This window comes from Duganella sp. GW821-FHT01E12, assembly GCF_059422325.1.
Window position 1 is genome coordinate 1,059,734 of record NZ_JBWKWR010000001.1, and the last position, 23,900, is coordinate 1,083,633.

Annotated in this window: 23 protein-coding genes; 14 read left to right on the forward strand and 9 right to left on the reverse strand. The window is 67.5% G+C overall.

Annotated features, from left to right (window positions below; all coding sequences use genetic code 11):
- Positions 1–17 precede the first annotated feature (17 nt).
- Both pnuC and AC07WS_RS04570 read left to right on the forward strand, forming a co-directional pair.
- Positions 18–611, forward strand: a complete 594-nt coding sequence (pnuC, locus tag AC07WS_RS04565; protein ID WP_494727892.1) for a nicotinamide riboside transporter PnuC — start codon at positions 18–20, stop codon at positions 609–611.
- Positions 612–670: 59 nt separating this feature from the next.
- The gene (locus AC07WS_RS04570; RefSeq protein ID WP_494727893.1) at positions 671–2,218 is read left to right on the forward strand and encodes a methyl-accepting chemotaxis protein; all 1,548 of its coding nucleotides are present in this window, start codon (positions 671–673) and stop codon (positions 2,216–2,218) included.
- A 34-nt stretch (positions 2,219–2,252) separates the two neighbouring features.
- On the opposite strand, the gene AC07WS_RS04575 is transcribed toward AC07WS_RS04570, so the two are convergent.
- Positions 2,253–3,056, reverse strand: a complete 804-nt coding sequence (locus tag AC07WS_RS04575) for a response regulator transcription factor (protein ID WP_494727894.1) — start codon at positions 3,054–3,056, stop codon at positions 2,253–2,255.
- A 315-nt stretch (positions 3,057–3,371) separates the two neighbouring features.
- Here AC07WS_RS04575 and AC07WS_RS04580 point away from each other — a divergent pair, with 315 nt between their 5' ends.
- Positions 3,372–3,866, forward strand: coding sequence for a winged helix-turn-helix transcriptional regulator (locus AC07WS_RS04580; RefSeq protein WP_494727895.1), 495 nt, complete (start codon positions 3,372–3,374; stop codon positions 3,864–3,866).
- Between the two features lie 4 nt (positions 3,867–3,870).
- Here the strand turns inward: AC07WS_RS04580 and AC07WS_RS04585 are convergent, their stop codons facing one another.
- The 3 genes from AC07WS_RS04585 to AC07WS_RS04595 are packed head-to-tail and all read right to left on the reverse strand — an operon-like array spanning position 3,871 to position 5,570.
- Entirely contained in the window at positions 3,871–4,695 is an 825-nt protein-coding gene (locus tag AC07WS_RS04585) for an anti-sigma factor family protein (RefSeq protein ID WP_494727896.1), read from the reverse strand.
- The gene (locus AC07WS_RS04590) at positions 4,692–5,195 is read right to left on the reverse strand and encodes an RNA polymerase sigma factor (protein ID WP_494727897.1); all 504 of its coding nucleotides are present in this window, start codon (positions 5,193–5,195) and stop codon (positions 4,692–4,694) included. The genes AC07WS_RS04585 and AC07WS_RS04590 overlap by 4 nt, the downstream gene beginning before the upstream one ends.
- A gap of 9 nt (positions 5,196–5,204) precedes the next feature.
- On the reverse strand, positions 5,205–5,570 hold the full coding sequence (locus AC07WS_RS04595) for a COG4315 family predicted lipoprotein (protein WP_494727898.1): 366 nt from the start codon (positions 5,568–5,570) through the stop codon (positions 5,205–5,207).
- A 362-nt stretch (positions 5,571–5,932) separates the two neighbouring features.
- Between AC07WS_RS04595 and AC07WS_RS04600 the strand changes: the two genes are divergently transcribed.
- On the forward strand, positions 5,933–8,785 hold the full coding sequence (locus AC07WS_RS04600; RefSeq protein WP_494727899.1) for a diguanylate cyclase: 2,853 nt from the start codon (positions 5,933–5,935) through the stop codon (positions 8,783–8,785).
- Here the strand turns inward: AC07WS_RS04600 and AC07WS_RS04605 are convergent.
- A complete protein-coding gene (locus AC07WS_RS04605; protein WP_494727900.1) occupies positions 8,782–9,240 on the reverse strand; it encodes an OsmC family protein in 459 nt (152 codons plus the stop codon). The two genes, AC07WS_RS04600 and AC07WS_RS04605, sit on opposite strands and share 4 nt — an antisense overlap.
- 82 nt (positions 9,241–9,322) lie before the next feature.
- On the opposite strand from AC07WS_RS04605, the gene AC07WS_RS04610 reads away from it, so the two are divergent.
- The 5 genes from AC07WS_RS04610 (at position 9,323) to AC07WS_RS04630 (ending at position 14,533) form a co-directional block, all read left to right on the forward strand.
- Positions 9,323–9,883 carry a DNA-3-methyladenine glycosylase I gene (locus AC07WS_RS04610; protein ID WP_494727901.1) on the forward strand — a complete coding sequence of 187 codons (561 nt, stop codon included), beginning with the start codon at positions 9,323–9,325 and terminating at the stop codon, positions 9,881–9,883.
- On the forward strand, positions 9,880–11,625 hold the full coding sequence (gene mnmC1 / locus AC07WS_RS04615; protein ID WP_494727902.1) for an FAD-dependent 5-carboxymethylaminomethyl-2-thiouridine(34) oxidoreductase MnmC1: 1,746 nt from the start codon (positions 9,880–9,882) through the stop codon (positions 11,623–11,625). The genes AC07WS_RS04610 and mnmC1 overlap by 4 nt, the downstream gene beginning before the upstream one ends.
- A gap of 118 nt (positions 11,626–11,743) precedes the next feature.
- The gene (locus AC07WS_RS04620; protein ID WP_494727903.1) at positions 11,744–12,469 is read left to right on the forward strand and encodes a sensor histidine kinase; all 726 of its coding nucleotides are present in this window, start codon (positions 11,744–11,746) and stop codon (positions 12,467–12,469) included.
- The gene (locus AC07WS_RS04625) at positions 12,466–14,184 is read left to right on the forward strand and encodes a tetratricopeptide repeat protein (protein WP_494727904.1); all 1,719 of its coding nucleotides are present in this window, start codon (positions 12,466–12,468) and stop codon (positions 14,182–14,184) included. The genes AC07WS_RS04620 and AC07WS_RS04625 overlap by 4 nt, the downstream gene beginning before the upstream one ends.
- Positions 14,185–14,350: 166 nt before the next feature.
- On the forward strand, positions 14,351–14,533 hold the full coding sequence (locus AC07WS_RS04630) for a hypothetical protein (protein ID WP_494727905.1): 183 nt from the start codon (positions 14,351–14,353) through the stop codon (positions 14,531–14,533).
- Between the two features lie 16 nt (positions 14,534–14,549).
- On the opposite strand, the gene AC07WS_RS04635 is transcribed toward AC07WS_RS04630, so the two are convergent.
- Positions 14,550–15,293, reverse strand: coding sequence for a PhaM family polyhydroxyalkanoate granule multifunctional regulatory protein (locus AC07WS_RS04635; protein ID WP_494727906.1), 744 nt, complete (start codon positions 15,291–15,293; stop codon positions 14,550–14,552).
- A gap of 116 nt (positions 15,294–15,409) precedes the next feature.
- Here AC07WS_RS04635 and AC07WS_RS04640 point away from each other — a divergent pair, with 116 nt between their 5' ends.
- The 5 genes from AC07WS_RS04640 (at position 15,410) to AC07WS_RS04660 (ending at position 22,390) form a co-directional block, all read left to right on the forward strand.
- A complete protein-coding gene (locus AC07WS_RS04640; protein WP_494727907.1) occupies positions 15,410–16,585 on the forward strand; it encodes a DUF3108 domain-containing protein in 1,176 nt (391 codons plus the stop codon).
- A 1-nt stretch (position 16,586) separates the two neighbouring features.
- A complete protein-coding gene (locus AC07WS_RS04645) occupies positions 16,587–17,351 on the forward strand; it encodes a DUF3108 domain-containing protein (protein WP_494727908.1) in 765 nt (254 codons plus the stop codon).
- Positions 17,352–17,412: 61 nt separating this feature from the next.
- Positions 17,413–18,768, forward strand: coding sequence for a hypothetical protein (locus AC07WS_RS04650; RefSeq protein ID WP_494727909.1), 1,356 nt, complete (start codon positions 17,413–17,415; stop codon positions 18,766–18,768).
- Entirely contained in the window at positions 18,761–19,549 is a 789-nt protein-coding gene (locus AC07WS_RS04655; protein WP_494727910.1) for a hypothetical protein, read from the forward strand. The genes AC07WS_RS04650 and AC07WS_RS04655 overlap by 8 nt, the downstream gene beginning before the upstream one ends.
- A gap of 9 nt (positions 19,550–19,558) precedes the next feature.
- On the forward strand, positions 19,559–22,390 hold the full coding sequence (locus AC07WS_RS04660) for an ATP-binding protein (RefSeq protein WP_494727911.1): 2,832 nt from the start codon (positions 19,559–19,561) through the stop codon (positions 22,388–22,390).
- A 3-nt stretch (positions 22,391–22,393) separates the two neighbouring features.
- Here AC07WS_RS04660 and AC07WS_RS04665 read toward each other — a convergent pair whose 3' ends face one another.
- From AC07WS_RS04665 to AC07WS_RS04675, 3 genes are all read right to left on the reverse strand, one after another.
- Entirely contained in the window at positions 22,394–22,951 is a 558-nt protein-coding gene (locus AC07WS_RS04665) for a hypothetical protein (protein WP_494727912.1), read from the reverse strand.
- 111 nt (positions 22,952–23,062) lie between these two features.
- On the reverse strand, positions 23,063–23,305 hold the full coding sequence (locus AC07WS_RS04670) for a helix-turn-helix domain-containing protein (RefSeq protein ID WP_494727913.1): 243 nt from the start codon (positions 23,303–23,305) through the stop codon (positions 23,063–23,065).
- Positions 23,305–23,826 carry a DUF2975 domain-containing protein gene (locus AC07WS_RS04675; RefSeq protein WP_494727914.1) on the reverse strand — a complete coding sequence of 174 codons (522 nt, stop codon included), beginning with the start codon at positions 23,824–23,826 and terminating at the stop codon, positions 23,305–23,307. Before AC07WS_RS04675 ends, AC07WS_RS04670 begins: the two co-directional genes overlap by 1 nt.
- Positions 23,827–23,900 lie beyond the last annotated feature (74 nt).

The following is a 23,900-nucleotide window of genomic DNA, read 5'->3' on the forward strand; positions in this document are numbered from 1 at the left end:
CGGACTGGAAGCCCCTGTTGACCTCATCCCTTGAAATCGCCGCCAACGCCGTCATGACGGTCTCCATCGTCCTGGCCGGACGCAACAACGTGCATTCGTGGTGGCTGGGCGTGCTGGGCTGCGCGATGTTCGCCGCGCTGTTCTACAGCGTCAAGCTGTACGCCGACGTGGCGCTGCAGCTGTTCTTCATCGTCACCTGTCTGATCGGCTGGCTGCGCTGGCTGCGCGGCGACGCCGGCGGCGCGCTGCCGATCAGCCGCGCCAGGCTGGGCGCGCTGGGCTGGATGGTCGGGGTCGGCGCCGCGGCCACCGTCGGCTACGGGCTGATGCTGCAGGCCTACACCAACGCCTACGCGCCCTTCATCGATTCGGCGGTGCTGATGTTCAGCATCGTGGCCCAGCTGCTGCTGATGGGGCGGCGCCTCGACACCTGGCCGTTCTGGCTGCTGGTCAACACCATCTCGGTGCCGCTGTACGCCAGCCGCGGCCTGCGCCTGACCGCCTTGCTGTACGCGGCCTACTGGGTCAACGCGCTGGTGTCGTGGTTTTTCTGGCAGCGCCAGATGCGCCGGGCCGGCGAGCCCGCCACCCTGCATGCAATGAAAGGGTGACATTCACCGGCACCCGATCTATGATGATATTTCCATAAGGAATGACCTGAGGAGATACCATGCAATGGTTTTATGATTTAAGAATCGGCAAGAAGCTGATCGTATCGTTTGGTGTGGTGATCGCGCTGACCTGCGTGCTGGGCGTGTTCACGCTCAGCCAGCTGGCGCGGGTGAACCAGGCGTCGACCGACATCGCCACCAACTGGCTGCCGGCGGTGCGCTACCTGGGGCAGATGCAGGCCTCGCTGTCGCGCTACCGCATCTCCGAGGCCACCCACATCCTGCTGGCCGAAGACGCTGAAATGGTCGCCACCGAGAAGTCGATGGCGACCCGCCTGGACACCCTGCGCAAACAGCAGGCGTCGTACGCGGCGCTGGTGTCCGAGCCGGACGAGAAGCGCATCTACGCCGAGCTGCAGAAGTCGCTCGACGATTACCTGGCCACCAGCAACAAGCTGGCGGCGCTGTCGCGCGAGGGCAAGAAGGACGAGGCGCGCGCGCTGTTCCGCGCCGGCTCCAACAAGCTGTTCCGGCAGGTCAACGAGCAGCTCGACGCGCTGGTCAAGATCAACGACGACGGCAGCGCCGCCGCCGACAAGTCGGCCTCCGACACCTATGCGATGTCGCGCAAGATGGTGCTGGGCACGCTGGCGCTGCTGATCGTGGTCAGCGGCGTGCTGGCGACCATGGTGGCGCGCATCGTGGCCGGGCCGCTGGAGGAGGCGGTGGGCATCGCCCGCCGCGTGGCCGAGGGCGACCTGACCGGCCACATCGTCAGCCACGGCAAGGACGAGACGGGCCAGCTGATGCATTCGCTCAAGGCCATGAACGACAGCCTGCTGCGGGTGGTGGGCGAGGTGCGCGGCGGCACCGACACCATCGCCACGGCGTCGGCGCAGATCGCCAGCGGCAACCTGGACCTGTCGGCCCGCACCGAGGGCCAGGCCAGCTCGCTGGAGCAGACCGCGTCGGCGATGGAGGAGCTGACCTCGACCGTCAAGCAGAACGCCGACAACGCGCGCCAGGCCAACCAGCTGGCGCAGTCGGCGTCCGGCACGGCGGCCGACGGCGGCAAGGTGGTGGGCGAGGTGATCGCCACCATGGAATCGATCAGCGCCTCGTCGCGCAAGATCGTCGACATCATCTCCGTCATCGACGGCATCGCCTTCCAGACCAACATCCTGGCGCTGAACGCGGCGGTGGAGGCGGCGCGCGCGGGCGAGCAGGGCCGCGGCTTCGCGGTGGTGGCGTCCGAGGTGCGCAACCTGGCCCAGCGCAGCGCGGCGGCGGCCAGGGAGATCAAGGGCCTGATCGACGATTCGGTGCAGCAGGTCGACAACGGCACGGCGCTGGTGCAGCAGGCCGGCAGCACGATGGAGCAGGTGGTGGCCAGCGTGCGCCGGGTCAGCGACGTGGTGGCGGAGATCTCCGCCGCCAGCAGCGAGCAGAGCACCGGCATCGAGGAGGTCAACCAGGCCATCGTGCAGATGGACGAGGTGACCCAGCAGAACGCCGCGCTGGTCGAGCAGGCCGCCGCCGCGGCCGGTTCGCTGCAGGACCAGGCCGCCAAGCTGGCCGGCGTGGTGGCGGTATTCCGCCTGCGCTGACGGGCGCCCGCCTCGCCCGACCACGCCGCCGGCCTCAGCCGTGCGGCGTTTTTTTATGCTGGATCGACAGCCGGAAGGCGCTCGGCGTCACGCCCAGGCGCTCGCGGAAGGCGGTGGCGAAATTGCCGGCGTTGTTAAAGCCTATCATCAGGGCGATGTCCTGCACGTCGATGTCGGTGTCGCGCAGCAGCTCCTCGCCGCGCCGGATGCGCGCCTCGCGGATGTAGGCGAACACCGTCATGCCGGTGTGCTCGCGGAACACCTGCGACAGCTTCTCGCGGTAGGTGCCGACGCTGCGGGCGATCTCGGCCAGGCCGGGCAGCGAGGCCAGGTTGTCGGCGATCAGGCGCCTGGCGGCGTTGACCAGCACCGCGTCGGGATCGGCCTCGGCCGGACGGCCCAGGGCCGGCGCCGGCGCGGCGGCCGGGGCCGCGCGCTGGCGGCTGGCGCGCCGGGCCAGCTTCAGGTGGACCTGGATGCGCGCCGCCAGCTCGCCCGGCGAAAACGGCTTGGCGACGAAATCCACGCCGCCGATCGACAGGCCCATGATGCGCTCCTCGTCGGCGTCGGCGCCGCTGAGGAAGATGATGGGGATGTCCTCGGTGACGGGATTGGCCTTGAGCAGGCGGCAGGCGGTGTAGCCGTCCATATTGGGCATGCGCACGTCGAGCAGGATCAGGTCGGGATGCTGGGCCAGCGCCAGCTGGTAGCCTTGCAGGCCGTTGACGGCCACCGACACCTTGTACGGCAGTTCGCTCAGCAGGTCGACCAGCATGCGCTGTTCGAACGCGGAGTCGTCCACGATCAAGATGCTCTGTTGTGTGTCGCTGGCAGTCATGGTCCCACCTTCGATACCGGGTTGATAAGGTTTTATCACGCCTGTGAGCATTATGCCTATCTTTTAAAAATTTTTAATAGATTTAGCCGCCGCCGCGACACAGGCGGCGGTACGGGATTGGTCCGTCCGGCTTGCAAGGCTGTTGCATATTTTTCCTATGTTCACAATTTTTTTAATAGATTTCTACGCAATCAAAACTGTAGTCTCCTATAGCAAAAGCACATGTTTCTTGGATAGATAATAATGAATTCAGCCGTGACGCGGGTGCAGCAAGTCCGCTCTGATGTGCTAACCCTGGAACCGAGGAGTCGAAAAATGAAACATACCGATTTTGGCCGTATGCCTTGCCCTATCGCCCGCAGCCTGGGGAAGGTGGGGGAGTGGTGGAGTATCTTGATCCTGCGCGATGCGTTCTACGGCCTGTCGCGGTTTGACGAATTTGAAAAGAGCCTGAAGATCGCCCCCAATATGCTGACCCGCCGCCTGGCCGGCCTGGTCGAAGGGGGCTTGATGGAGCGCCGCCAGTACAGCGCCCGTCCGCCGCGCTACGAGTACGTGCTGACCAAGTCCGGCCGCGCCTTCAAGCCGGTGCTGCTGGCCTTCATCGCCTGGGGCAACGACCACCTGGCACCGGAGGGCGCCAGCCTGCTGGTGGTCAGCCGCGAGACCGGCAAGCCGGCCGACCAGGTGCTGGTCGACGCCAACAGCGGCCTGGCCATCAACGACGAGGACTATATGTTCGCGCCCGGCCCCGCCGCCACCGACGTCATGCGCACGCGCCTGATCGAGATCAGCAAGCACGCTTCGTAAGCGTTCACTGCGCCGGTTCCAGCTGGGCATAGACGGCGCTGGACAAGGTGGCCAGCGCCGCCTTGTCCAGGTTGCCGGACAGGGCGTAGCCGAAGCGCCCGTCTATCCAGTAAAACACCCCCACCTGCCCCTCCTGCGCGAAACGGAAGCCGGTTTCCTGGTTGTGGGTCTGTTCGGTCGACACGTACAGCGTCAGGCGCGCGCCGGCGCCGTCGCGGTACATGAACTGCGCCACCGGCCCGCTCTGGCCGGGCAGCAGCCTGCCCCCCTCCAGCGCGTAGCCCAGCGCCGCCAGCTGCGGCGGCTTCAGTTGCGCCCCCAGCCGTTTCGACAGCCAGGCCACCAGGTGCGCCTGCTGGTCGGCGCCCACCTCGACCGGGTGGCGGATCTCCGGCGTGTAGACCACGTGCGCCAGCGCGGCGCGGCGCGGCAGCGCGGCCAGGCCGGCGTTGGCGCCCAGGGCGCCGTCGTCGCCGGCGGCGCCGCGCAGCAGCCAGCCGGCGCCGCCGGCGGCCACGCTCAGCGCCAGCATGGCGGTCGCGCGCAGCGCCGGCGGCCAGGCCGGGCCGGGGCCCGGGGCCAGCCAGCCGCGCCAGCCTTGGCGCTGGACGGGCGGCGTCATGCGCGCGGTCAGGGCCGGCGGCACCGGCTGCTCCAGCACCGGCTGGTACAGCGCGCGCAGCGCGGCGCCGTGCTCGCGGTAGGCTTGCAGCCGCGCCGCGTCGGCCGGATGCCGGGCCAGGTGGTCGTCGACCGCGCCGCGCCGTTCGGGCGGCAGGCGGCCGTCGACCCAGGCTTGCAGTTCGGCTTCGGTAACAGGGCGATTCATTTGACGACCTTCAGCGTGGAGGGCAGGGGCTGGCCCTGCAGGATCAGGCGCAGCCGCTCGCGGGCGCGGGACAGGCGCGACATCACCGTGCCGAGCGGAATATCGAGGGCGGCCGCCACCTCGTCGTAGCGCATCTCTTCCAGCGCCACCATCAGCAGCACCTCGCGCTGTTCCGGCGGCAGCTGTCGCAGCGCCTTGTCCATGTCGCGCAGGGCCAGGCCGTGCGAGGTGGTGTCGGCCATGGCCGGCGCCAGCGCGTCGTCCAGCGGCTCGGTGGCCAGCGCCGGCCGGCGCTGCTGGTCCGCGTGCAGATTGTGCATGATGCCGAACAGCCAGGCGCGCATGTCGCTGCCGCGCCGCCAGCTGGCCAGCCTGTCCCAGCCGCGCTCGACGGTGTCCTGCACCAGGTCGTCGGCGTCGGCGCGGCCGCCCAGCAGCGCCCGCGCATAGCGGCGCAGGCGCGGGATGCAGGCGATCAGGCGGTCGCGCTCGTCTTGCATGGGCGGCGCTTAGTCCTTGACCACGTGCCAGATGTCCTTGAAGTTGTCGCCGTTGCGGTCGCCCGGCTTGGCGTCCTTCTTGAACAGGTACAGCGGCTTGCCCTTGTAGGCCAGCTGCTTGGCGCCGTCCTCGCGGGTGATCACGGAATACGGCGGGGCCACGCTGGTGGACGGCGCCACGGCCGGCCAGTTCTCGCTGCACGGGCCGTTGCAGGCGCTGGTGCCGCCGCCGGCCGCGTCCTTGTCGAAGGTGTACACGGTCATGCCGGCCGAGTTGACCAGGATGCCGTCTTTTTTCATGACGGTGTCGGCGTGGGCGGCGCCGGCCAGCAGCGCGGCGGCGACGAGGGTGGACAGGCGGATGGCGATCTTCATGGCATGGGTCCTTTACGGTTGGGTGGAACGGCGGCGCAAAGCGGCGCTGTCATTGCGTATACGTAAGGTACGACCGGATTATTCCCTCGACCGTAAAATAAATTTCCGATCGGCGAACCTTGCCATCCTACGCCCAAACCGCGAGCCACGGCTGTCGGCACGCCGCAACATTTCTCTGGGTTAAAATAATTTCCACTGGGAACTAAAATCCCTTTGATTTCAGGGACTTAAAAAGGGCTGGCAGGGCAGTCCGTAAACTGTGGAATAATGCTGTAACAGCGCCTACATGCGCTAAGGCAATGGCGCCTGCCGCTCCGACCGGGAGCGGGTAGCACACAGTAAAGGGAAGTTATTTGGTGAATATGTTTGCGCACGATGTGGAGCTGGCGCGCTGGCAGGCGGAGTTGTCTGAAGCGCAAGGCTCGTCGCGTCTGCCCCTGTTGTCGGCGCTGGCCTGGCATCTGCGCCAGCGCGACCCGTCGCGTGCGCAAATCCTGGCCGCCGAGCTCGCGCCGCTGCTGGCCGTGCTGCCCGAGGCCGAGGCCGCGCTGCAGCGCGCCCGCCTGCTGCTGATCGGCGCCGAGGCCGAATGGCTGAACGGCCGGCTCGATCCCGCCCAATACCAGGCCGAACAAGCCCTGCAGCTGTTGGAGCAGGCCGCCGCGCTGCCGGCCAGGGCCAACCGCGTGCGCGCCGACGCCTGCTGGGTGCTGGCCTGGGTGTCCAACGACCGCGGCAGCAGCAGCGCCGGCGACCGCTGGCTGGAGCAGGCCGCGCTGGCCGCCCGCGCCGCCGGCGACCCGGTGCGCATCGACGTCATCGACGCCGCCTCCGGCATCTGCGACACCTTTTGCGACTGGAAGGCCGCGCAGCAGCGCTGGAGCGGGCGCTTCGGCACCGACCTGAGCGACGTCCCGCCGGTCGCGGCCGGCTGGATCAGCGACTTCTTCGGCACCTGCGCCTTCCAGCGCAGCGACTACGGCCGCGCCATCGGCCACCTCATGCTCAGCTACGAAACCGCGCTGGCGACCGGGCAGATACGGCGCGCCATCATCGTCGCCACCAACATCGGCAACGGCTTCACCAGCCTGAACGCGCACGAGGCGGCGCTGGACTGGATGCAGCGCGGCCTGGATCTGGCGCGCCCCACCGGCTGGCCGCTGAGCATCGGCATGTGCCTGATGCAGACGGCCGAAACGCTGCGCCAGCTGGGCCAGCGCGAGGCGGCGCAGACGCTGCTGCGCGAGGCGCTCCACACCTTGGCGCCCTTGTCCGGCTCGCGCGCCTACGCGGTGGCGCTGGAATACCAGGGCGACCTGGCGCTGGACCTGGGCAACCACGCGGCCGCGCTGGAGAGCTTCACCCGCCTGGCCTCGCGCGGCGACGCGCTGGGCCAGACCGACTTCCGCAGCAGCGCGCGGCGCGGCCAGGCGCACGCGCTGTCGCACCTGGCGCGGCCCGAGGAGGCGCTGGCCGCCGCGCAGGGCGCGCTGGCGCTGGCGCGCGAACACGCCGACGCCTCCAGCCAGATCGCCGCGCTCAATGTGCTGGCCGACATCCACGCGCGCCACCGGCTGCCGCCGCCGGCCGACATGAAGGCGGCCAATCCGGTGCTGCACTACCTGCAGCTGGCGCTGGAGATCGCCGCCACCATCGAGGGCTACACCGTGCCCGGTGCGCTGCTCGACGCCACCGCGCGCGAGTACGCGGCCATCGGCGACCACGCGCGCGCCTACGCGATCGCGCTGCAGGCCAGCGCCGCGCGCGACCAAACCCACAGCCAGCAGGCCACCAACCGCGCCATCGCGATGCAGGTGCAGTACCAGACCGAGCGCGCGCAGACCGAGGGCGAGCACCACCGCCAGCTGGCCGCCGCCGAGGCCCAGCGCGCCGAGGTGCTGCAGCAGACCAGCGCCACGCTGGAGCACCTGAGCGCCATCGGCCAGGAGATCACCGCCCACCTGGACGCGGCGGCGGTGTTCCGCGCGCTGGACCGCCACGTGCACGGCCTGCTCGACGCCACGCACTTCTCGGTGTTCCTGCTGGAGCCGGGCGGCGAGTGGCTGGCCTGCGCCTTCGGCGTGGAGGCCGGCAATCCGGTGCCGCCGGTGCGGGTGCCGCTGTCGGACCCGAACGCCAACTCGGCGCGCTGCGTGCGCGAGCGGCGCGAGATCCTGCTCGAACTGGGCGAGGCCGACCTCACGCCCAACCTGATCCCCGGCACGCTGCCGACCCTGAGCCTGATCTTCGCGCCGCTGCGCGTGGGCGAGCGCGTGCTGGGCGTGATGACGGTGCAGTCGCTGCACGAACGCGCCTACGGCGAGCGCGAACGGCTGATCTTCCGCACGCTGTGCGCCTACGGCGCGATCGCGCTCGACAACGCCAGCGCCTACCGCCAGGTGGCGGCCACGCTCAAGACCCTGAGCGCGACCCAGGAGCAGCTGCTGGAAAAGAACCTGGAACTGGAGCAGGCCTACAAGGCGCTGGAGGAGGTCAGCCTGACCGACCAGCTGACCGGCCTGCGCAACCGCCGCTTCTTCCTGCAGAACGTCGACGCCGACGTGGCCATGAGCCTGCGCGGCTACGACACCTGCCAGCATCGCGAGCTGACCGAGTGCGACCTGCTGGCGCCCAACGACCTGGTGTTCTTCATGGTCGACCTGGACCACTTCAAGGAGGTCAACGACCGTTACGGCCATGCGGCCGGCGATTCCATCCTGGTGCAGATGCAGGAGCGCCTGCGCGAAGTGTTCCGCGAATCGGACTATGTGATCCGCTGGGGCGGCGAGGAATTCCTGGTGCTGGCGCGCGCCACGCACCGCGACGAGGCCCATGTGGTGGCCGAGCGCATGCGCCGCGCCGTGGCCGACCGCGATTTCCTGCTGCCGGATGGCGCGCGCCTGTCCAAGACCTGTTCGATCGGGTTTGCCTGCTTCCCCTTCCTGACGGAGCAACCGCGCTTGCTGTCATGGTCGCAGGTGGTGGAGCTGGCCGACCAGGGGCTGTACATCGCCAAGCGCTCCGGCCGCAATGCCTGGGCGGCGCTGTACAGCACCGCCGCCACGCGCCCGGACGGCATCTTCCCGCGCCTGATGCAGCAGCTGGACCAGGCGGTGGCGGACGGCGAGGTGCGGCTGGTCAGCAATCTGACCGGGCCGCTGGTGCTGGGCGGCGAGCGCCGCCGCGTGGGCCTGTCCAGCGACCTCGAAACCTAGACCGCTTCGACCACCACCTCGCAGTTGAGCGTATTGGCGATGTAGCACTTGTCGTGCGCCTCGTGGTGGATGGCTTCCAGCTCGTCGGCGCCCGGCGGCGCGGTGCCGGCGAAGGCGATCACCGGCCGCAGCGCGATGCGCGTCATCGCCATTTTCCCCGCTGCGTTCTTGCCCATCTGGCCGACGGCGTGGTCGCGATAACTGTCGACCGTGTGCCCCCGCTTGGCGGCGATCGACAGGAAGAACAGCATGTGGCAGCTGGAGGTGGCGGCCACCAGCGCCTCCTCGGGATCGACGGCGGCGGCGTCCGACATCGGCAGCGGCACCGACAGCGGCGACGACGAGGCGGGCACGGTGGCGCCGCCGTCGAACTGCCATGCGTGGGCGCGGCTGTAGCGCTGCCCCAGAAAGTCCTGCCCGTTGCGGTTCCATTCAATCTTCGCTTCGAATTGCATGCCAAGCTCCGTCGAGGTGAGGGGCCCATATGATAGCCCACCGCTTGCTATACTGTCGGCTTCTCCCCGATCTCACTCCGCCATGACCAAGACGCGCTGCAGCTGGGCCAATCCCGCCAATCCACTCTACCTCGAATACCACGACAAGGAATGGGGCGTGCCTTGCCACGACGAGCGCCGTCTGTTCGAGATGCTGAACCTGGAGGGCGCGCAGGCTGGCTTGAGCTGGGAGACGATCCTCAACAAGCGCGAGAACTACCGCGCCGCCTTCGACCAGTGGGACGCGGAGAAGATCGCCGCCTACGACGCCGACAAGGTGGCCGCGCTGCTGGCCGATGCCGGCATCGTGCGCAACCGCCTGAAGGTGGCGGCGGCCATCACCAACGCGCAGGCCTACCTGCGCCTGCGCGCCAGCGGCACCACGCTGGACCAGTGGCTGTGGGCCTACGTCGGCGGCAAGCCGCTCGATGCCGCCGAGGGGCCGCGTCCGGCCAAGACCGGGCTGTCGGATCGCATTTCCAAGGACCTGGCCAAGCTGGGTTTCAAGTTCGTCGGCTCGACCATCATCTACGCCTACATGCAGGGCATCGGCATGGTGAACGACCATGCGCCGGACTGCTTCTGCCGGGCGCGCAAGCGATGACGCGGCGCGTGGTGCTGGACACCGATTTCGGCCACGGCGAACGCTTCATGGCCGAGTGGCGCGCCTTGCCGCCGCTGGGCGTGCTGCACTACCTGGCGGTGACGCCGCGCGTCCCCAGCGCTGACATCATCGCCGACCCGCAGCTGCGCGCCCTGTGGCCGCTGGACGTGCCGGGCTTCCACCGCATCCTGCTCGACGACGGCCGCGTCACGCTGGACCTGCTGGCCGGCGCGCTGGACGCCGTGCTGCCGCAGATCGCCGCGCGGGTCGATGCCTTCCATGTCGCCGCGTCGTTCCCCGCAGCGCATGCGCGCGGGCTGGCGAAATTGGCCGTGCTGGGCGCCACCCTGCACGCGCAGGCGCCGGACGAGGAACTGGCGTGGGCGCTGACGGCGGCAGGTTTCGCCTGCAAGGCCATCGACGCCACGCGCGACATCAACGCGGTCTACCAAAGCCGCAAGCCGCAAGCCGCGCCGCCAGCGGAACCGGTGCGCCGCGCGATCGTGATCGGCGCCGGCGTGGCCGGATCGGCGGCCAGCCAACGCCTGTGCGCCAGCGGCTGGGAGGTCACGCTGATCGAACGCCACGCGGCGCCGGCGCAGGAGGCGTCCGGCAACCTGGCCGGCATCTTCATGCCGCTGCTGTCGAAGGACGACAACATCCCCACGCGCCTGAGCCGCGCCGCCTACACCTTCGCGCTGCGCGAGTGGCGGCGGCTGGGCGGTGTGGGCCGCGTGTTCGACGGCGCCAGCTGCGGCGTGCTGCAACTGGCGCGCGACGCCGAGCACGCGACGGTGCAGCGGGACGTGGTGGCGGCATGGGGCTATCCCGACGAATACGTGCGCTGGCTGGACGCCGCAGCCGCCGGCGAACTGCTGGGCGGCGCCACGCCGCACGGCGGCTGGCTGTTCGGGCAGGGCGGCTGGGCGCGTCCCGCGTCGCTGTGCGCGGCGATGCTGGACGCGTGCGGCGAGCGCCTGCGGCGCGTGTTCACCACTGAGGCGCTGGAGCTGCGGCGCGTGGACGGCGAATGGCAGGTGCGCGGCGGCGACGGCGCCTTGATCGCGCAGGCGCCCACGGTGGTGCTGGCCAACGGCACCAGCGCCGTCAACATCGCGCAGGCGGCGGAACTGCCGCTGACCCGGTTGCGCGGCCAGGTCACGCACCTGCCGGTGCCGGATGCCACCCGCGCCGCCGCCGCGCCGGCGCCGTCGATGTCCAATGCTGCCAGCGCCACGCCCGCACCCGCGCCGATGCCGCCGGTGCTGCCGCTGGTGGTCTGCCGCGAGGCCTATGTCACACCGCCGTCCGGCGGCATCGTCTGCGCCGGCGCCACCTACGACAACGACGACGACCCCGAACTGCGCGCCGACAGCCAGCTGGAAAACCTGACCCGCCTCGCCGAGATCGTGCCCGGCGAGGCCGTCGCCGCGCTGGCCGCCACCGCGCCGCTGGCGGGACGGGTAGGCTTCCGCTGCGCCGCGCCGGATCGCCTGCCGCTGGCGGGCGCCTTGCCCGACTATCCGTCCGCCGGCCGGCTCGAACGCCTGCGCGACGTGCCGCGCCATCCCGGCCTGTATGGCCTGCTGGGCTACGCCTCGCGCGGCTTGATCTGGGCGCCGCTGATGGCCGAACTGCTGGTGTCGCAGCTGGAAAACGCGCCGCCGCCGCTGGAGGCGATGCTGGTCGACGCCCTCGATCCCGGCCGCTTCCTGCTCAAGCAGCGCCGCCGCAGCCAGTAGCCGGGGACAGGCAGCCGTTGCATGCGCGCCAACGCCGCGTTGGCGCTGCTATATCAACAGGCTATAATTGCGGCACAAATAACCATCCCGACTCGCGCCGTCCATGGAGAACCGAACGATGGATGAAGAAGAAGCGCAGCACCACGAAGGTTCGCCGGAGCTGTTCATGTTCCTGGCGTCGACTGTGCACGACATGAAGAATTCGATCGGCGTCCTCAATGGCACGCTGGAGAACCTGCTGGCCGCGGCGCCCACGTCGCCCGAGCAGCCGGGCTACGGCCAGCTGGCGCAGATGCTGTACCAGACCAAACGCCTCAACGACAACCTGATCCAGCTGCTGGCGCTGTACAAGGATGTCGGCAAGCCGGGCTACCCGTTCGACCCCGCCGCCTGCCGCGTCAGCGAGTTGGTCGAGCAGGTGGCGGCGCAGGCGCGCATCCTGCTGCAATCGCGCGGCATCGCGCTGGACCTGGACTTTCCGCCGGACGCCATCTGGACGCTGGACGAGGACCTGATCATCGGGGTGCTGGTCCACGCCATCAACAACGCCATTCGCTACACGCGCGACCGCCTGCGCGTGGCGATTCGCATCGATGGCGACTACCTCGAACTGCGCGTCGAAGACAACGGCGACGGCTTCCCGCCAGCGCTGCTGGAGGCCGGCGCCAGCGCCATGAACAGCCAGCGCAGCGCGATCAACTTCCTCAACAACAGCAGCGGCCTCGGTCTCTACTTCTCCAGCGAAGTGGCGAAGATGCACAAGTACCGCCAGCGCAGCGGCGGCATCGCGCTGGAGAACGGCGGCACACTGGGCGGCGGCTGTTTCGTGCTGCGCTTGCCATGAGCGGCGTCGAAGCGATCGCCTCGGCCGCCGACGGCGACGTCGATTGGGCGGAGAAGCGCTACCTGCTGGTGGACGATTTCGTCGGCATCCGCCAGCTGCTGCGCGAATCGCTGCGCAACCTCGGCGCCAAGCACATCGACCAGGCGGCCAGCGGCGGCGAGGCGATGATGCTGCTGTCGAAGACCCGCTACGACGTGGTGCTGTGCGATTACAACCTGGGCGACGGCAAGAACGGCCAGCAGGTGCTGGAGGAGGCGCGCATCCGCAACCTGATGCTGCCCAGCAGCGTGTGGCTGATGGTGTCCGCCGAGAAGAGCGTGGAGTCGGTGATGGGCGCGGCCGAGCATCAGCCGGACGCCTACATCATCAAGCCGATCACCGAGGGCGTGCTGTTGACGCGCCTGAACCGCGTGTGGAACAAGAAGCAGATATTCCGCGAAATCGACCAGGCCTTCGCCGACAAGGACTACCTGCGCGCGGCGCGTTTGTGCGACGAGCAGATCGCCCACAATCCGCTGCACGAGATCGACCTGCTGCGCATGAAGGCCGCGTTGCTGCTCAAGAGCGGCGAGCCGGAACAGGCGCGCAAGGTCTACGAGCAGGTGCTGGAGGAGCGCGACTACAACTGGGCGCGCTGCGGCCTGGCCAAGATCCTGATGAACAACGGCGAGCTCGATGCGGCGCTGACCATGTTCCAGGCGGTGATCACCGACAACCGCTTCTACATCGACGCCTTCGACCAGCTGGCCAAGACCTACCAGTTGCAGGGCAAGACCGAGGAAGCCTTCGGCGTGCTGGAAAAGGCCGCCAAGCTGTCGCCCAATTCGGTGCCGCGCCAGCGCGCGCTGGGCCAGACTGCGCTCAAGCTGGGCAACATCCCGGTGGCGGAGAAGGCCTTCCGCAAGTGCATCGAGATCGGCGAGTATTCGGTGATGAAGACGGTGGACGCCTTCTTCGGCCTGGCGCGCGTATGCGCGCAGAAGAACGACACCAAGGAAGCCATACGCCTGTTGAACGCGGCGGTCCACCAGTTCGGCGGTGACCAGGTGGAGCTGCGCGCCAAGATCACCGAGGGGCTGGTGTACCACGAGACCGGCGACTACCGGCGCGCGCGCAAGTCCGGCGACGAGCTGGAGGCGATGCTGGCCGACGAGAGCAAGCAGCGTCCCGACACCGACACCTGCCTCGACATGGCGACGCTGCTGTTCGCGGTGGGCGTGAAGGAAGCGCCGGTGGGGCTGCTGTGCTACGTCACCCGCAACAACCACGACAACGCGCCGCTGCTGGAGGACGTGCAGAAGATCTTCGACAAGGCGCGCATGACCGACGAGGGCGTGGAGCTGATCAAGGCTTCGCGCAAGGAAGCGGCGGACATGATGAACAAGGGCGTGCTGCTGTGGAAGACCGGCAAGCTGGTCGAGGCGGTCGAGTGGATGCGGGTGGCGCGCAAGGCGCTGCCGCACAATATGCGCATCCTGTTCAACTCCGCGCAGATCCTGATCTCGCAGCTGCAGCAGACCGGCTACGTGCGCGAGCTGGCCGACGAGGCGATCGCGGTGCTGATGCATGTCGACGCCATCGCGCCGGGCCAGCAGCGCTTCGCCCAGCTGATGGAACAACTGGCCATGCTGGCGCCGATGTCGGGCGTGGTGGCGGCGGCCGCCGCCAGCGAGTACGAGGCCGCCAACGGCGCCATACCGGACCAGCGCGAGTGACGGCTGGGCGCAACAACGGGGCCTGCGGCAGCCTTGTTTCGGGGACGGCAAATGATTACACTGAATCGCGGCGCAGCCCTGTCTGCGCCTTGATTCGCTGTCAATATTGAGGGCAAATAAAGGGCACCAATCTATGCGCGATATCGCAAAAGAAGTTTATACAAAAATGAAAATCGGCAGCGTGGCCTGGATACGTCCGGTCGCCGCCAAGGGAGATACGCTGGACAGTTTTCAGGCCGCCCACGCCAGCGCCAAGGTGCTGGAAGAAGAGGGCTTGATCGATATCGAGAAGGTGCAGCGCCAGGCCGATGGCCTGATCGACGCCATCCGCATCCAGCGGCTGGCGTGAGCGGCGCGGCGGGCCGCTAGACCTTGTCGGCGGCCGGTTTCTTGGCCGGCGCGCGTTTTTTGGCCGGCGCCTTCTTCGGCGCGGCGGCGCTGGAGGCCGTGGCTGGGGTTGCGGCCGCGGTTTGCTTGGCCTTGGCGGCCGGCTGCGAGGCCGCCGCCGCGAACTTGGCCGCCGTATCGGTGGCGCGGGCGGCTGCGGTGGCCATCATCGATTCGGACGCCATGGCCGTCGACACGGCCTGCTTGAATTGATCCTGCAGCATATTCCACCAGATCGCCGGATTGGCCATCGGAGCGGTGGCCGGCTTGGCCTCTGCCGCGGCTGCCGGCTTTTCGGCTGCTGCTGCGGGGGCGGCCGGTGCTGCTGCCGGCGTCGGCGCTGCGGCCTTGTCCTTGTCCGCCTCGCGCGCATGGTGGAAGAAGGCCGAGGCGTAAGGATTGGCGTCGAAGATGGATTTGTGGTCGCCGCTCTGCGGCTGGTTGACGGCCGCCGCCAGGCTGGCGCCGACCGATTTGAGCGTGGCGATGGTCCCGCGCTGCACTTCCAGCGCCTGGATACTACCGCGCAGCATGCTCATGTTGAGGTTCAGCCAGGTCTCGACCGCTTTCAGGTCGTTGATCTTCTTGTCCAGCTCTTCCACCGACAGGGTGGGCGCCGTCAGGCCGGGCACGCTCATGCTGCCCCACAGGCTTTTGACGAAATCCAGCGTATCGGTCATCACTGCTGCACCTGGGATGTTCGGCATTTGTGGGTGGGCCATGGCGGTCTCCTATAAGAATAACGTCCAGCGTAGCAGATAACGGCGCATGCTTCAAAAGATTTTGACAACATTTCTGCGTGGGCGCAGGCTCGGGCCGAACACGTTAAACTAGCGGCATGCGCTTACCCACCCATCTATTCCCACGCCGACGCCTGCTGGTTTTATGTGCAGCCACGCTGGCGCTGCATTATCTGGCGATCGATTGGGTGGGCGACCGCCTTGCCGCGCAATCGCACCGGCCGTCGCCGCTGCCGCCGTCGCTGATGACGGCGCAACTGCGCCTGGCCTTGCCCAAGCATGTGGAAACGCCGCCAGCGGAAGAGGTCCAGCCTTTGCCGCCGGCCGCCAAGCCGCCCCGCAAGCGCAAGCCCGCGCCCGTGCCTGAGCCGGCGCCCGAACCGGCCGCGCCGCCGGTGGCCGACAGCGCGCCGTCCGAAGCGCCATCGGCCACGCCAACGACGGCGCCGGCCGCCGACGCCAGCGCGAACGCAAACGCGGCGGGCGCGCAGGCCGGCGCCGCGCAGGCGCAGACCGGCACGCCGTCGCCGCCCGACACCACCGGCCCCACTCCGGCCGCCGCCGTGCCGGTGGAGGCGCCGCCGCAGGGCGCGCGCCGCTACAAGGTCAACCTGCCGCCGTCGGCCAAACTTGACATGGACGTGGCCCGGGTCGACGCCGACGGCACCAAATGGACCGGCTCCGCCAACATGAGCTGGCAGACCGACGGCAGCAACTATCAGGCCTCGGCCGAAGCGGGCATCAGCCTGCTGGTGACGCGATTGAACCTGCTGGTGATGCGCAGCGCCGGCACCATCGACGACTACGGCATCGCGCCGTCCACCAGCACGCAGAAGCGCGCCCGCAGGGCCGAGACGGCGACCCATTTCAACCGCGACGCCGGCACCATCACGTTCTCGGCGTCCGAGCGCAGCTACCCGCTGATGGTGGGCGCGCAGGACATGACGACGGTGCCGTTCCAGCTGGGCGGCATCGGCCGCGCCGACGTCAACCAGTTCAGCAGCGATATCGACATGCAGGTCGGCGAGGACAAGGAGGCGAATATGTTCCGCTTCCAGCTGGTGGGCGAGGAGGAGCTGGAAACCAAGATGGGCAAGGTGGTGACCTGGCATCTGAGCCGGCCGCCGCGCCCCGGCAGCTACTCGTCGCGGCTGGACATCTGGCTGGCGCCGGGACTGAACTGGTACCCGGTCCAGCTGCGCAACACCGAAGCAAGCGGCGCGCTGACCACGCAGACCGTCTCCAAAATCACGATGACAGAAACAGGAAAATAATATGCATAGTTCTTACACCGCGCGCCTGCTGGGCATGAGCGCCGCCATTTTGCTGAGCTGCGCGGCGCGCGCCGCCGACGTCCCGGCCGGCGAGCACCCCAGCGTCAAGCGGCCATACAGCCTGCCGCCGTCGGCCGACCTGAGTTACGTCATCAAGGCCAAGCAGCACGGCTTGAGCCTGGGCGGCGCCGCCACCGTGCAGTGGCGCGCCGGCGACGGCAAATATTCGGTGGCCACCGAAAGCCGCGTTTCGCTGCTGGGTAAAATCCTCGACAACCGCAGCGAAGGCGCGGTCGACGACTTCGGCCTGGCGCCGGCCATCTTCTACGAGAAGCGCTTCCGCAAGGACCCGAGCACCACCACCTTCCAGCGCGACGCCAGGACCATCACCTTCAGCGAAGGCGACGAAAGCTATCCGATCAAGGGCGGCGAGCAGGATCGCACCAGCATCCAGTGGCAGCTGGCGGCGCAGGCGCACGCCGCGCCGGACAAGTTCAAGCCGGGCAGCGAGTGGAAATACTTCGTGGCCGGCCGCCGCGACGCCGAGGCGTGGACCTTCAAGGTGATGAAGAACGAGCCGGTGCAGATCGGCGCGAACGAGGTCAACGCGGTCCACCTGGTCAAGGCGCCGCCGCCGGACGCGCAGGGGCAGCAGGTCGACCTGTGGCTGGCGCCGTCGATGGACTGGTACCCGGTGCGGGTGCGCTTCAACGACGCCGACGGCGACTTCGTCGACCAGACACTGGAAAAGGCCGTGAAAAAGTGAGCTCCTGCTATACTGACGCCCCCGCAATCTAGTCGTTGCGATGCGTACAGAATGGCAAAGAATGATAGAAATTATAACAAGTGAGCTGGATCAGCAACAGCAGCAGGACAGCCTGCAAGCCCACTTCCAGCCGAATTTTTCGGCCGACGAGATCGAGCAGGTCTACCACCTGAAACGCGCGCAGCCGCTGCTGCAGGTGTTCACCGCGCTGTTCCACGGCGGCTTCGACGGCGTCCTGGTGCGCCTGCTGGTGCTGCGCGAGCTGGCCTCCGACGCCGCTTCGTCCACCTTCTCGCGCGCCGACATCAACACCCGCCTGGCCTACCTGCTGCCCGAATCGCTGGAGACGGTGCTGATGCGCCTGCGCACCAACCAGCTGCTGGCCTGGGACGCGCAGCAAGCCGTGTACCGCGTCACGCCGATGGCGCGCAACGTGCTGTCGGCCATCGACGGCCTGCTCGCGCTGGGCAAGGAAGAGGACAACGCCGACATGGGCTTCCTGCTGTCGCAGGTGGCCGGCGCCCAGGTGATGGGCGGCGTCACCGTCGAACAGCTGAACCACCTGCTGGGCCGCCTGGTCGACCTGACCGAGGAGTTCTCGGACGCCATCGCCTCCGGCTCCGAGTTCCGCCTGCGCGCCTCGCAGGCCAAGTGGCACACCGCCTGCGACTGGGTGGAGAAGGGCTCCGAGATCCTGCGCGCCATCCTGTCCGACGAAAACGCCGACGGCGCCACGCACAAGGCGGCGCAGGCCATCGGCCGCGCGCAATCGGCGCTGCTCAACATGCAGGGCATGTTCTCGCGCGCGCTCAACCAGATCGAACGTCAGCGCGTGCACCTGGGCCAGTCCGGCCTGTCCACCACCGACATCAAGCGCTGGCTGCTGCTGCACGAAGACCTGGCCTCGCTGGCGACCGACGCCATCGACCAGCCGGTGGTGCCGCTGTTTATCACGCCGGCCGAGATGATCGACGTGGCCGAGACCGAGCTGCTGCAGGACCGCGCCGTCAGCGCCGTCTCCACCGGCCTGCCGACCGGCACCGACGCCCCGACCACCATCAGCGACGGCCCGCAGATGCAGCGCGAGCTCGATGACTGGCTGGCGCGCCTGTCCGACTTCGCCGCGCTGGGCAACTTCCCCAGCATCGCCGACGAGGGCCCGAAATCGATCCCGGTGCAGGATTCGCTGCTGCCGGCGTCGTTCGCCGTGGCCTCCTACCGCGCCTCGATGCTGCCGCTGCTGGGCGACGCCGACGAGGCCCGCCTGCAAGGCGCCACCGCCGAACTGGCGCGCCTGCCGGTCAAGTTCACCCCAACCGACGAAATGATACAGCTGCCCGATTTGCACGTGGCGGCGATGTCCCTGGCCTCCCTCTCACTGTCTTTGAATACGGAAGGCGACAAGTCAGATGAATGACGATTCCCAAATCCTGATCGCGCGCCTGCTGACGCATCAAACCCTGCGCCGCGACGATAAACTGGTCAAGCGCGTGCTGTCGGACGAGTTGTTCCGCGCCGAAGTGGACGCGCGCCTGCTGGCCACCGGCCTCAAACTGCTGGACAACGTCTACGCCGACCACGTGACGATCGCGCTGCACCGCGCCATCGAGCCGAAGATCTTCGGCGCGCGCGACGTCTGGCAAAACAATAACTTCGGCCTGTCGCGCGACGGCGTGGCCCTGCTGGTGGTGCTGTGGGCGCAGATCATCCTGCCCAAGCGCGAACGCCAGGAGACCCACCAGCACGCGGACGACGACCAGAACGACATGTTCGGCGTGGAGAAGCCGCTGCCGCGCGCGGAGGACACCTCGATCGGCATCGCCTACAAGGCGCTGCTGGCCGACTTCGGTGACAAGTTGGGCAAGAAGACCCGCCTGGACATGAACCTCGGTATCCTGGCCAAGCTGGGCTTCATCGAGCGCCGCGGTGACATCATCGTCGAAGGCCCGCTGCTGGACCTGATGATGGACACCGACCTGCTGAAGGAGCGCATCATCAACGGCGCGCTGGCCGACGTGTTCAAACGCTCGCCGGCGCAGATCATCCCGGTGCCGCGCAGCGCGCCGCCGGCCGCCGCCAACGACGAGGCATTGCCTGAGGAAGAGGCGCAGCCAGAGGAAGAAGAGATCATCCCGGCCTTCGAAGCTCCGCCGCCGGCGCCGCTGCCCGAATCGCCCGACACCGAACTTCCAGACTAGGACTAAGCCATGTTTCACATTAAATCGTTAGAGCTGGTCCACTGGGATTACTGGCAGCGCATCAAGAACATCCCGCTGGACGCCAAGATCATCACCATCGCGGGCCAGAACGGTTCCGGCAAGACCACCTTGCTGGACGCCCTGCGCACGCTGTTCGGCCTCGATTGCTCGATGGGCCGCACCTACAAGCACTACGCCCGCCACAGCGGCCAGCAGACCGCCTGGCTGCGCGCCGTGGTGGACAACAAGAACGTCGGCAAGCAGCTGTCCAACCGTCCGTTCCGCAGCTCCGGCTTCTTCAGCGACGACGAGGTCACGCTGTTCTGCCAGATCCAGAAGAACGGCGGCGACTGGAAGCGCCAGTACCTTATGCGTCCCGGTAACGTGCAGATCGAGGACATCGGCGAGGCCGGCAACGACTGGCTCGGCGTCGAGAACTACCGCAAGCGCCTGGCCAACGCCGGCCTGTCGCCGGCGATGGCGAAAGTGCTGGCGCTCGAGCAGGGCGAAACCGATAAACTGTGCGAATACGCGCCGCGCCAGTTGCTGGACCTGGTGTTCCAGGTCTTCGGCGACAAGGAGGTGCTGGACGCCTACGACGAAGCCAAGCGCCATCAGCGCGACACCGAGATCGAGCTGAAACGCTTCGAGACCGAACTGGAAGCCTCCAAGACCAACCTGGAGGGCCTGCGCCTGCGCGTGGCCAACTACCATCAGTGGGAAGACCTGAACAAGGAACGCCGCAACCTGCAGGAAGAAGTGCTGCCGACGCTGGAGTACCACGAGGCGCGCGAGAAGCACGCCAACATCAGCCGCCAGCTGCGCGATGCCCGCAAGCCGCTGATGCAGGCGGACCAGCAGCTGACCGACAAGCGCAACGCGCTGGCCGCGCAGGCCAAGGCGTTGAGCGACGCGCAACAGCACGAGACGGTGCTGGAGCAGGAATCTACCGCGCTGCAAAGCCGCCTGAATCAGATCAACGGCAAACTCAAGCCGCTCGACAGCCTGCTGGAACAGAAGGCGCGCCTGCAGAAGCTGGCCGCCGACGCCGGCGCCGACCTGGCCGAAGTGGCGCAGCAGCTGCAGGAGAAGGAAATCGAACTGGCGCGCCAGCGCATGGCGCGCGACGCCGTCGCCGCCAAGATCGCCGGCGAGCTGTCGACCATCGCCGCCCTGCAGGGCAAGACCGCGATGCCGGAACCGGAGGCGCAGCGCAGCATGCGTCGCGCGCTGAACGACGCCGGCATTGGCCACGCCATGCTGTCCGATATCGTCGAGGTGACCGATGCGCGCTGGCAGGGCGCGATCGAGGGCGTGCTGGGTGGCTATGCCTCCGTGGTGCTGCTGGATAAAGCGTCCGATGCCTCGGCAGCCTACCGCCTGGCGGAGAAGGAGCGCTATCGCCACTTCATCGTGCCGGACCTGGTGCATGCGCCGACGGTCAAGGACGATACTCTGATGTCGGTGGTGAAGTTTTCGGCCAAGGTGCCATCGTGGCTGGTGGAGCAGCTCTCGCGCATCACCCGCGTGGACACCGTGGACGCCGGCGCCAAGCTGGGTAGCCACGACGAGTGGATCACGCCGGACGCCTACCACCGCGAACGTCGTGGTGGACGCTCGCTGTTCGTGGAAGCTTCGCGCTACCGCTTCGGTTCCGCCGGCCGCACGCAGCGTATGGAAGCGATCCAGAAATCGCTGCCGGCGCTGGAGGCGCAGGAGGATGCACTGACCTTGATCGTCTCCAAGCTGGCGACGGAAATCAGTTCGTTGAAATCGCGCCTGGCCGGTGTGGACGCCGCCAAGGAACTGGCCGCGCGCCAGGAGGAATTCGACGAGGCGGCGCGCAACGCCGTGCCGCTGAAGGAGGAACGCACCGAAGTCGGCACCCGTCTGGGCGAGCTGCAAACGCTGATCAAGAACGCCGTCGTCACGCGCACCCGTGCCGACACGACGTGGCAGAACGCGCGCTTTGCGCTGTCGGAATCGGAAGCCGGTCTGCGTCTGAACAACAAGCGCCAGATCGAGCAGCGCGCCGACCACGCGCGCGCCTTGCTCGCGCTGCGCAAGGCCTGGCGTCACCTGCCGAAGAGCTGGCGTCGTCCGGCGCGCCGCACGGCGCTGGTCAGCGAGCACCAGAACTCGCACCAGGTGGTGTTGCGCGTCCACTCGCTGGAGGCCAGCCTGGCCCGCAGCGACTGGGAACTGGACGCCACCGTGATCGACCAGTACCAGCGCCTGAACGAGCAGCTGCATGGCCGCCAGTCGGAAACCGAGGAACGCCGCTACCAGAACAACCGCGCCATCGAGGCCACCGGCAACGCGCGCGGCGCCTACATGGAGCGGCTGCGCTACACCATCAAGACCTACTCCAAGAACATCAAGGAGCTGGGCGAGCTGGCGGGCATCGAGGTTCACTCGGACCCGGTGCGGCTGGAGAACGACGATACGCAGTTGTCGCAGGCGGGCCTGCACGTGCGCTTTAAGTTCGACGGCAAGGGCATCATCGGCATGAACGACGGCGAAGCGTCGGGCGGCCAGCAGGTGATGAAATCGCTGGTGCTGCTGATTGGCTTGCTGAAGTCGGAAGACGGCTCCGGCGGCTTCGTGTTCATCGACGAGCCGTTTGCCCACCTGGACATCCGCAACATCCAGCTGGTCGGCGAGTTCCTGAAGAACACCGAGGCGCAGTACCTGATGACGACGCCGCTGACGCACAACACCGACGTCTACGATCCTTCGGAGCTGACGCTCATCACGAGCAAGAAGAAGAAGGACACGGAGTGGGCGCAGCCCATCTTCGTGCTGCAGCGCCGTCCGGCCGAAGCGGCCAAGGTGGCCTGAGCGTCAGTCGAAGGTCAGGCTGTCGGCGGCGGGGGCGGTGCCCAGCAGCCGGTCCAGCTGCAGGGCCAGGGCGGCGGCGGTGTCGTTGCCCTTGGCTTTTTGTACCGCCTCCAGATAGGGCATGCGCAGCTCGCGGAAGTCGTCGACCGAGCTGGCTTTTTCCACCTTCAGCTGCAAGGTGAAGCCGCGCAGGCCTATCGTGCTCTTGATGGTCTTGTTGTAGAAATTGTAAAGCGACTGGAATTGCTGGACCTGGGCGGCCAGCGGCTGCACCGGCGCCGGCTCGGGTTCCGGCGCGGGCGGCTCCTTCAGCGGTTCCTCCAGCGGCGCTTCCGCCAGCGATGCGTAGCTGGTCGACAGCACGATGAATTCCCCCGCCAGCAGTTCGCTCAGCGCGCTGGCGGTCAGACCCAATCCCGCCACGTTGCGCAGCAGTTCTTCTTCGGTCTTGCGGCCGTCGATCAAGACCAGCAAAGTGCGCAGACGCGGCGCCAGCTGATGCTTGCGTGTCGCGATCTCTTCCCGGCCTTTGCCTGTTTTGTCGTAGATGGACGTATTCATAACTGTGATTACAGCGCAAGAAGATTGCACTAGGGATACATTCAGCATACCACCAAATGCACACCCCTCCACATCAATTACGATAGCACTGTCGCGAAAACGACGTCGCCGCTATAGCAGCTCGCCGGCGTCGGCATCCGCCTCGCCTTCATCCGGCACCCAGCTCAGGATGTCGCCCGGCTGGCAGGCCAGGCGCTCGCAGATTTTCTCCAGCGTGGAAAAGCGCATGCCCTTCACCTTGCCCGACTTGAGCAGCGACAGATTCTGCTCTGTGATGCCGACATAGGCCGCCAGCTCGCGCGACTTGAGCTTGCGCTTGGCCAGCATCAGATCGAGGTTGATGAGGATCGCCATCAGACAAAGCCCTCGTTCTCTTCGCGCAGGCGGCGGCCTTCCTGCATCAGGCGCGTGATCAGGTAGAACATGCCGCACACCAGCATCAGCATCAGCTGCTCGGAATTGACGCCGACCGCGAAGTGCTGCGTGCCTTCGCCGGCCAGGCGCAGCGCCAGCGTGCGCACCGGCGCTTCAACGATGGACAGCATGGTGGACAGCAGCGTGGCGCCGGCGAAGGCGCGCAGGTGGCCGATCGACTGGGCGCTGAACAAATCGCTGCGGTGGAAGTTGAGCAGCAGCCGGTCCAGCCGCCACAGGCCATACACCAGCACCAGCGTGGTGGGCAGCGCCAGCGCGGCGCCCAGCAGGCGCGCGGACGGCGACAGCGCGAGGCGGGCGCCGAAGGGCATGCCGATGGCGGTCATGTCGATGGTCATGGAGCCGATGCTGGGCACGTAGGTGGTCCAGGCCAGCACGAAGAAGGCCGCTTGCACGGCCACGCACAGCCACAGCAACGCGCGGATCAGGGTGATTTTCATATTTATCGTAATACAGTAAAAAATTATCGTTTTACATTAAGATTTTGTTGTTATATATTGTACCTTTATTGGAG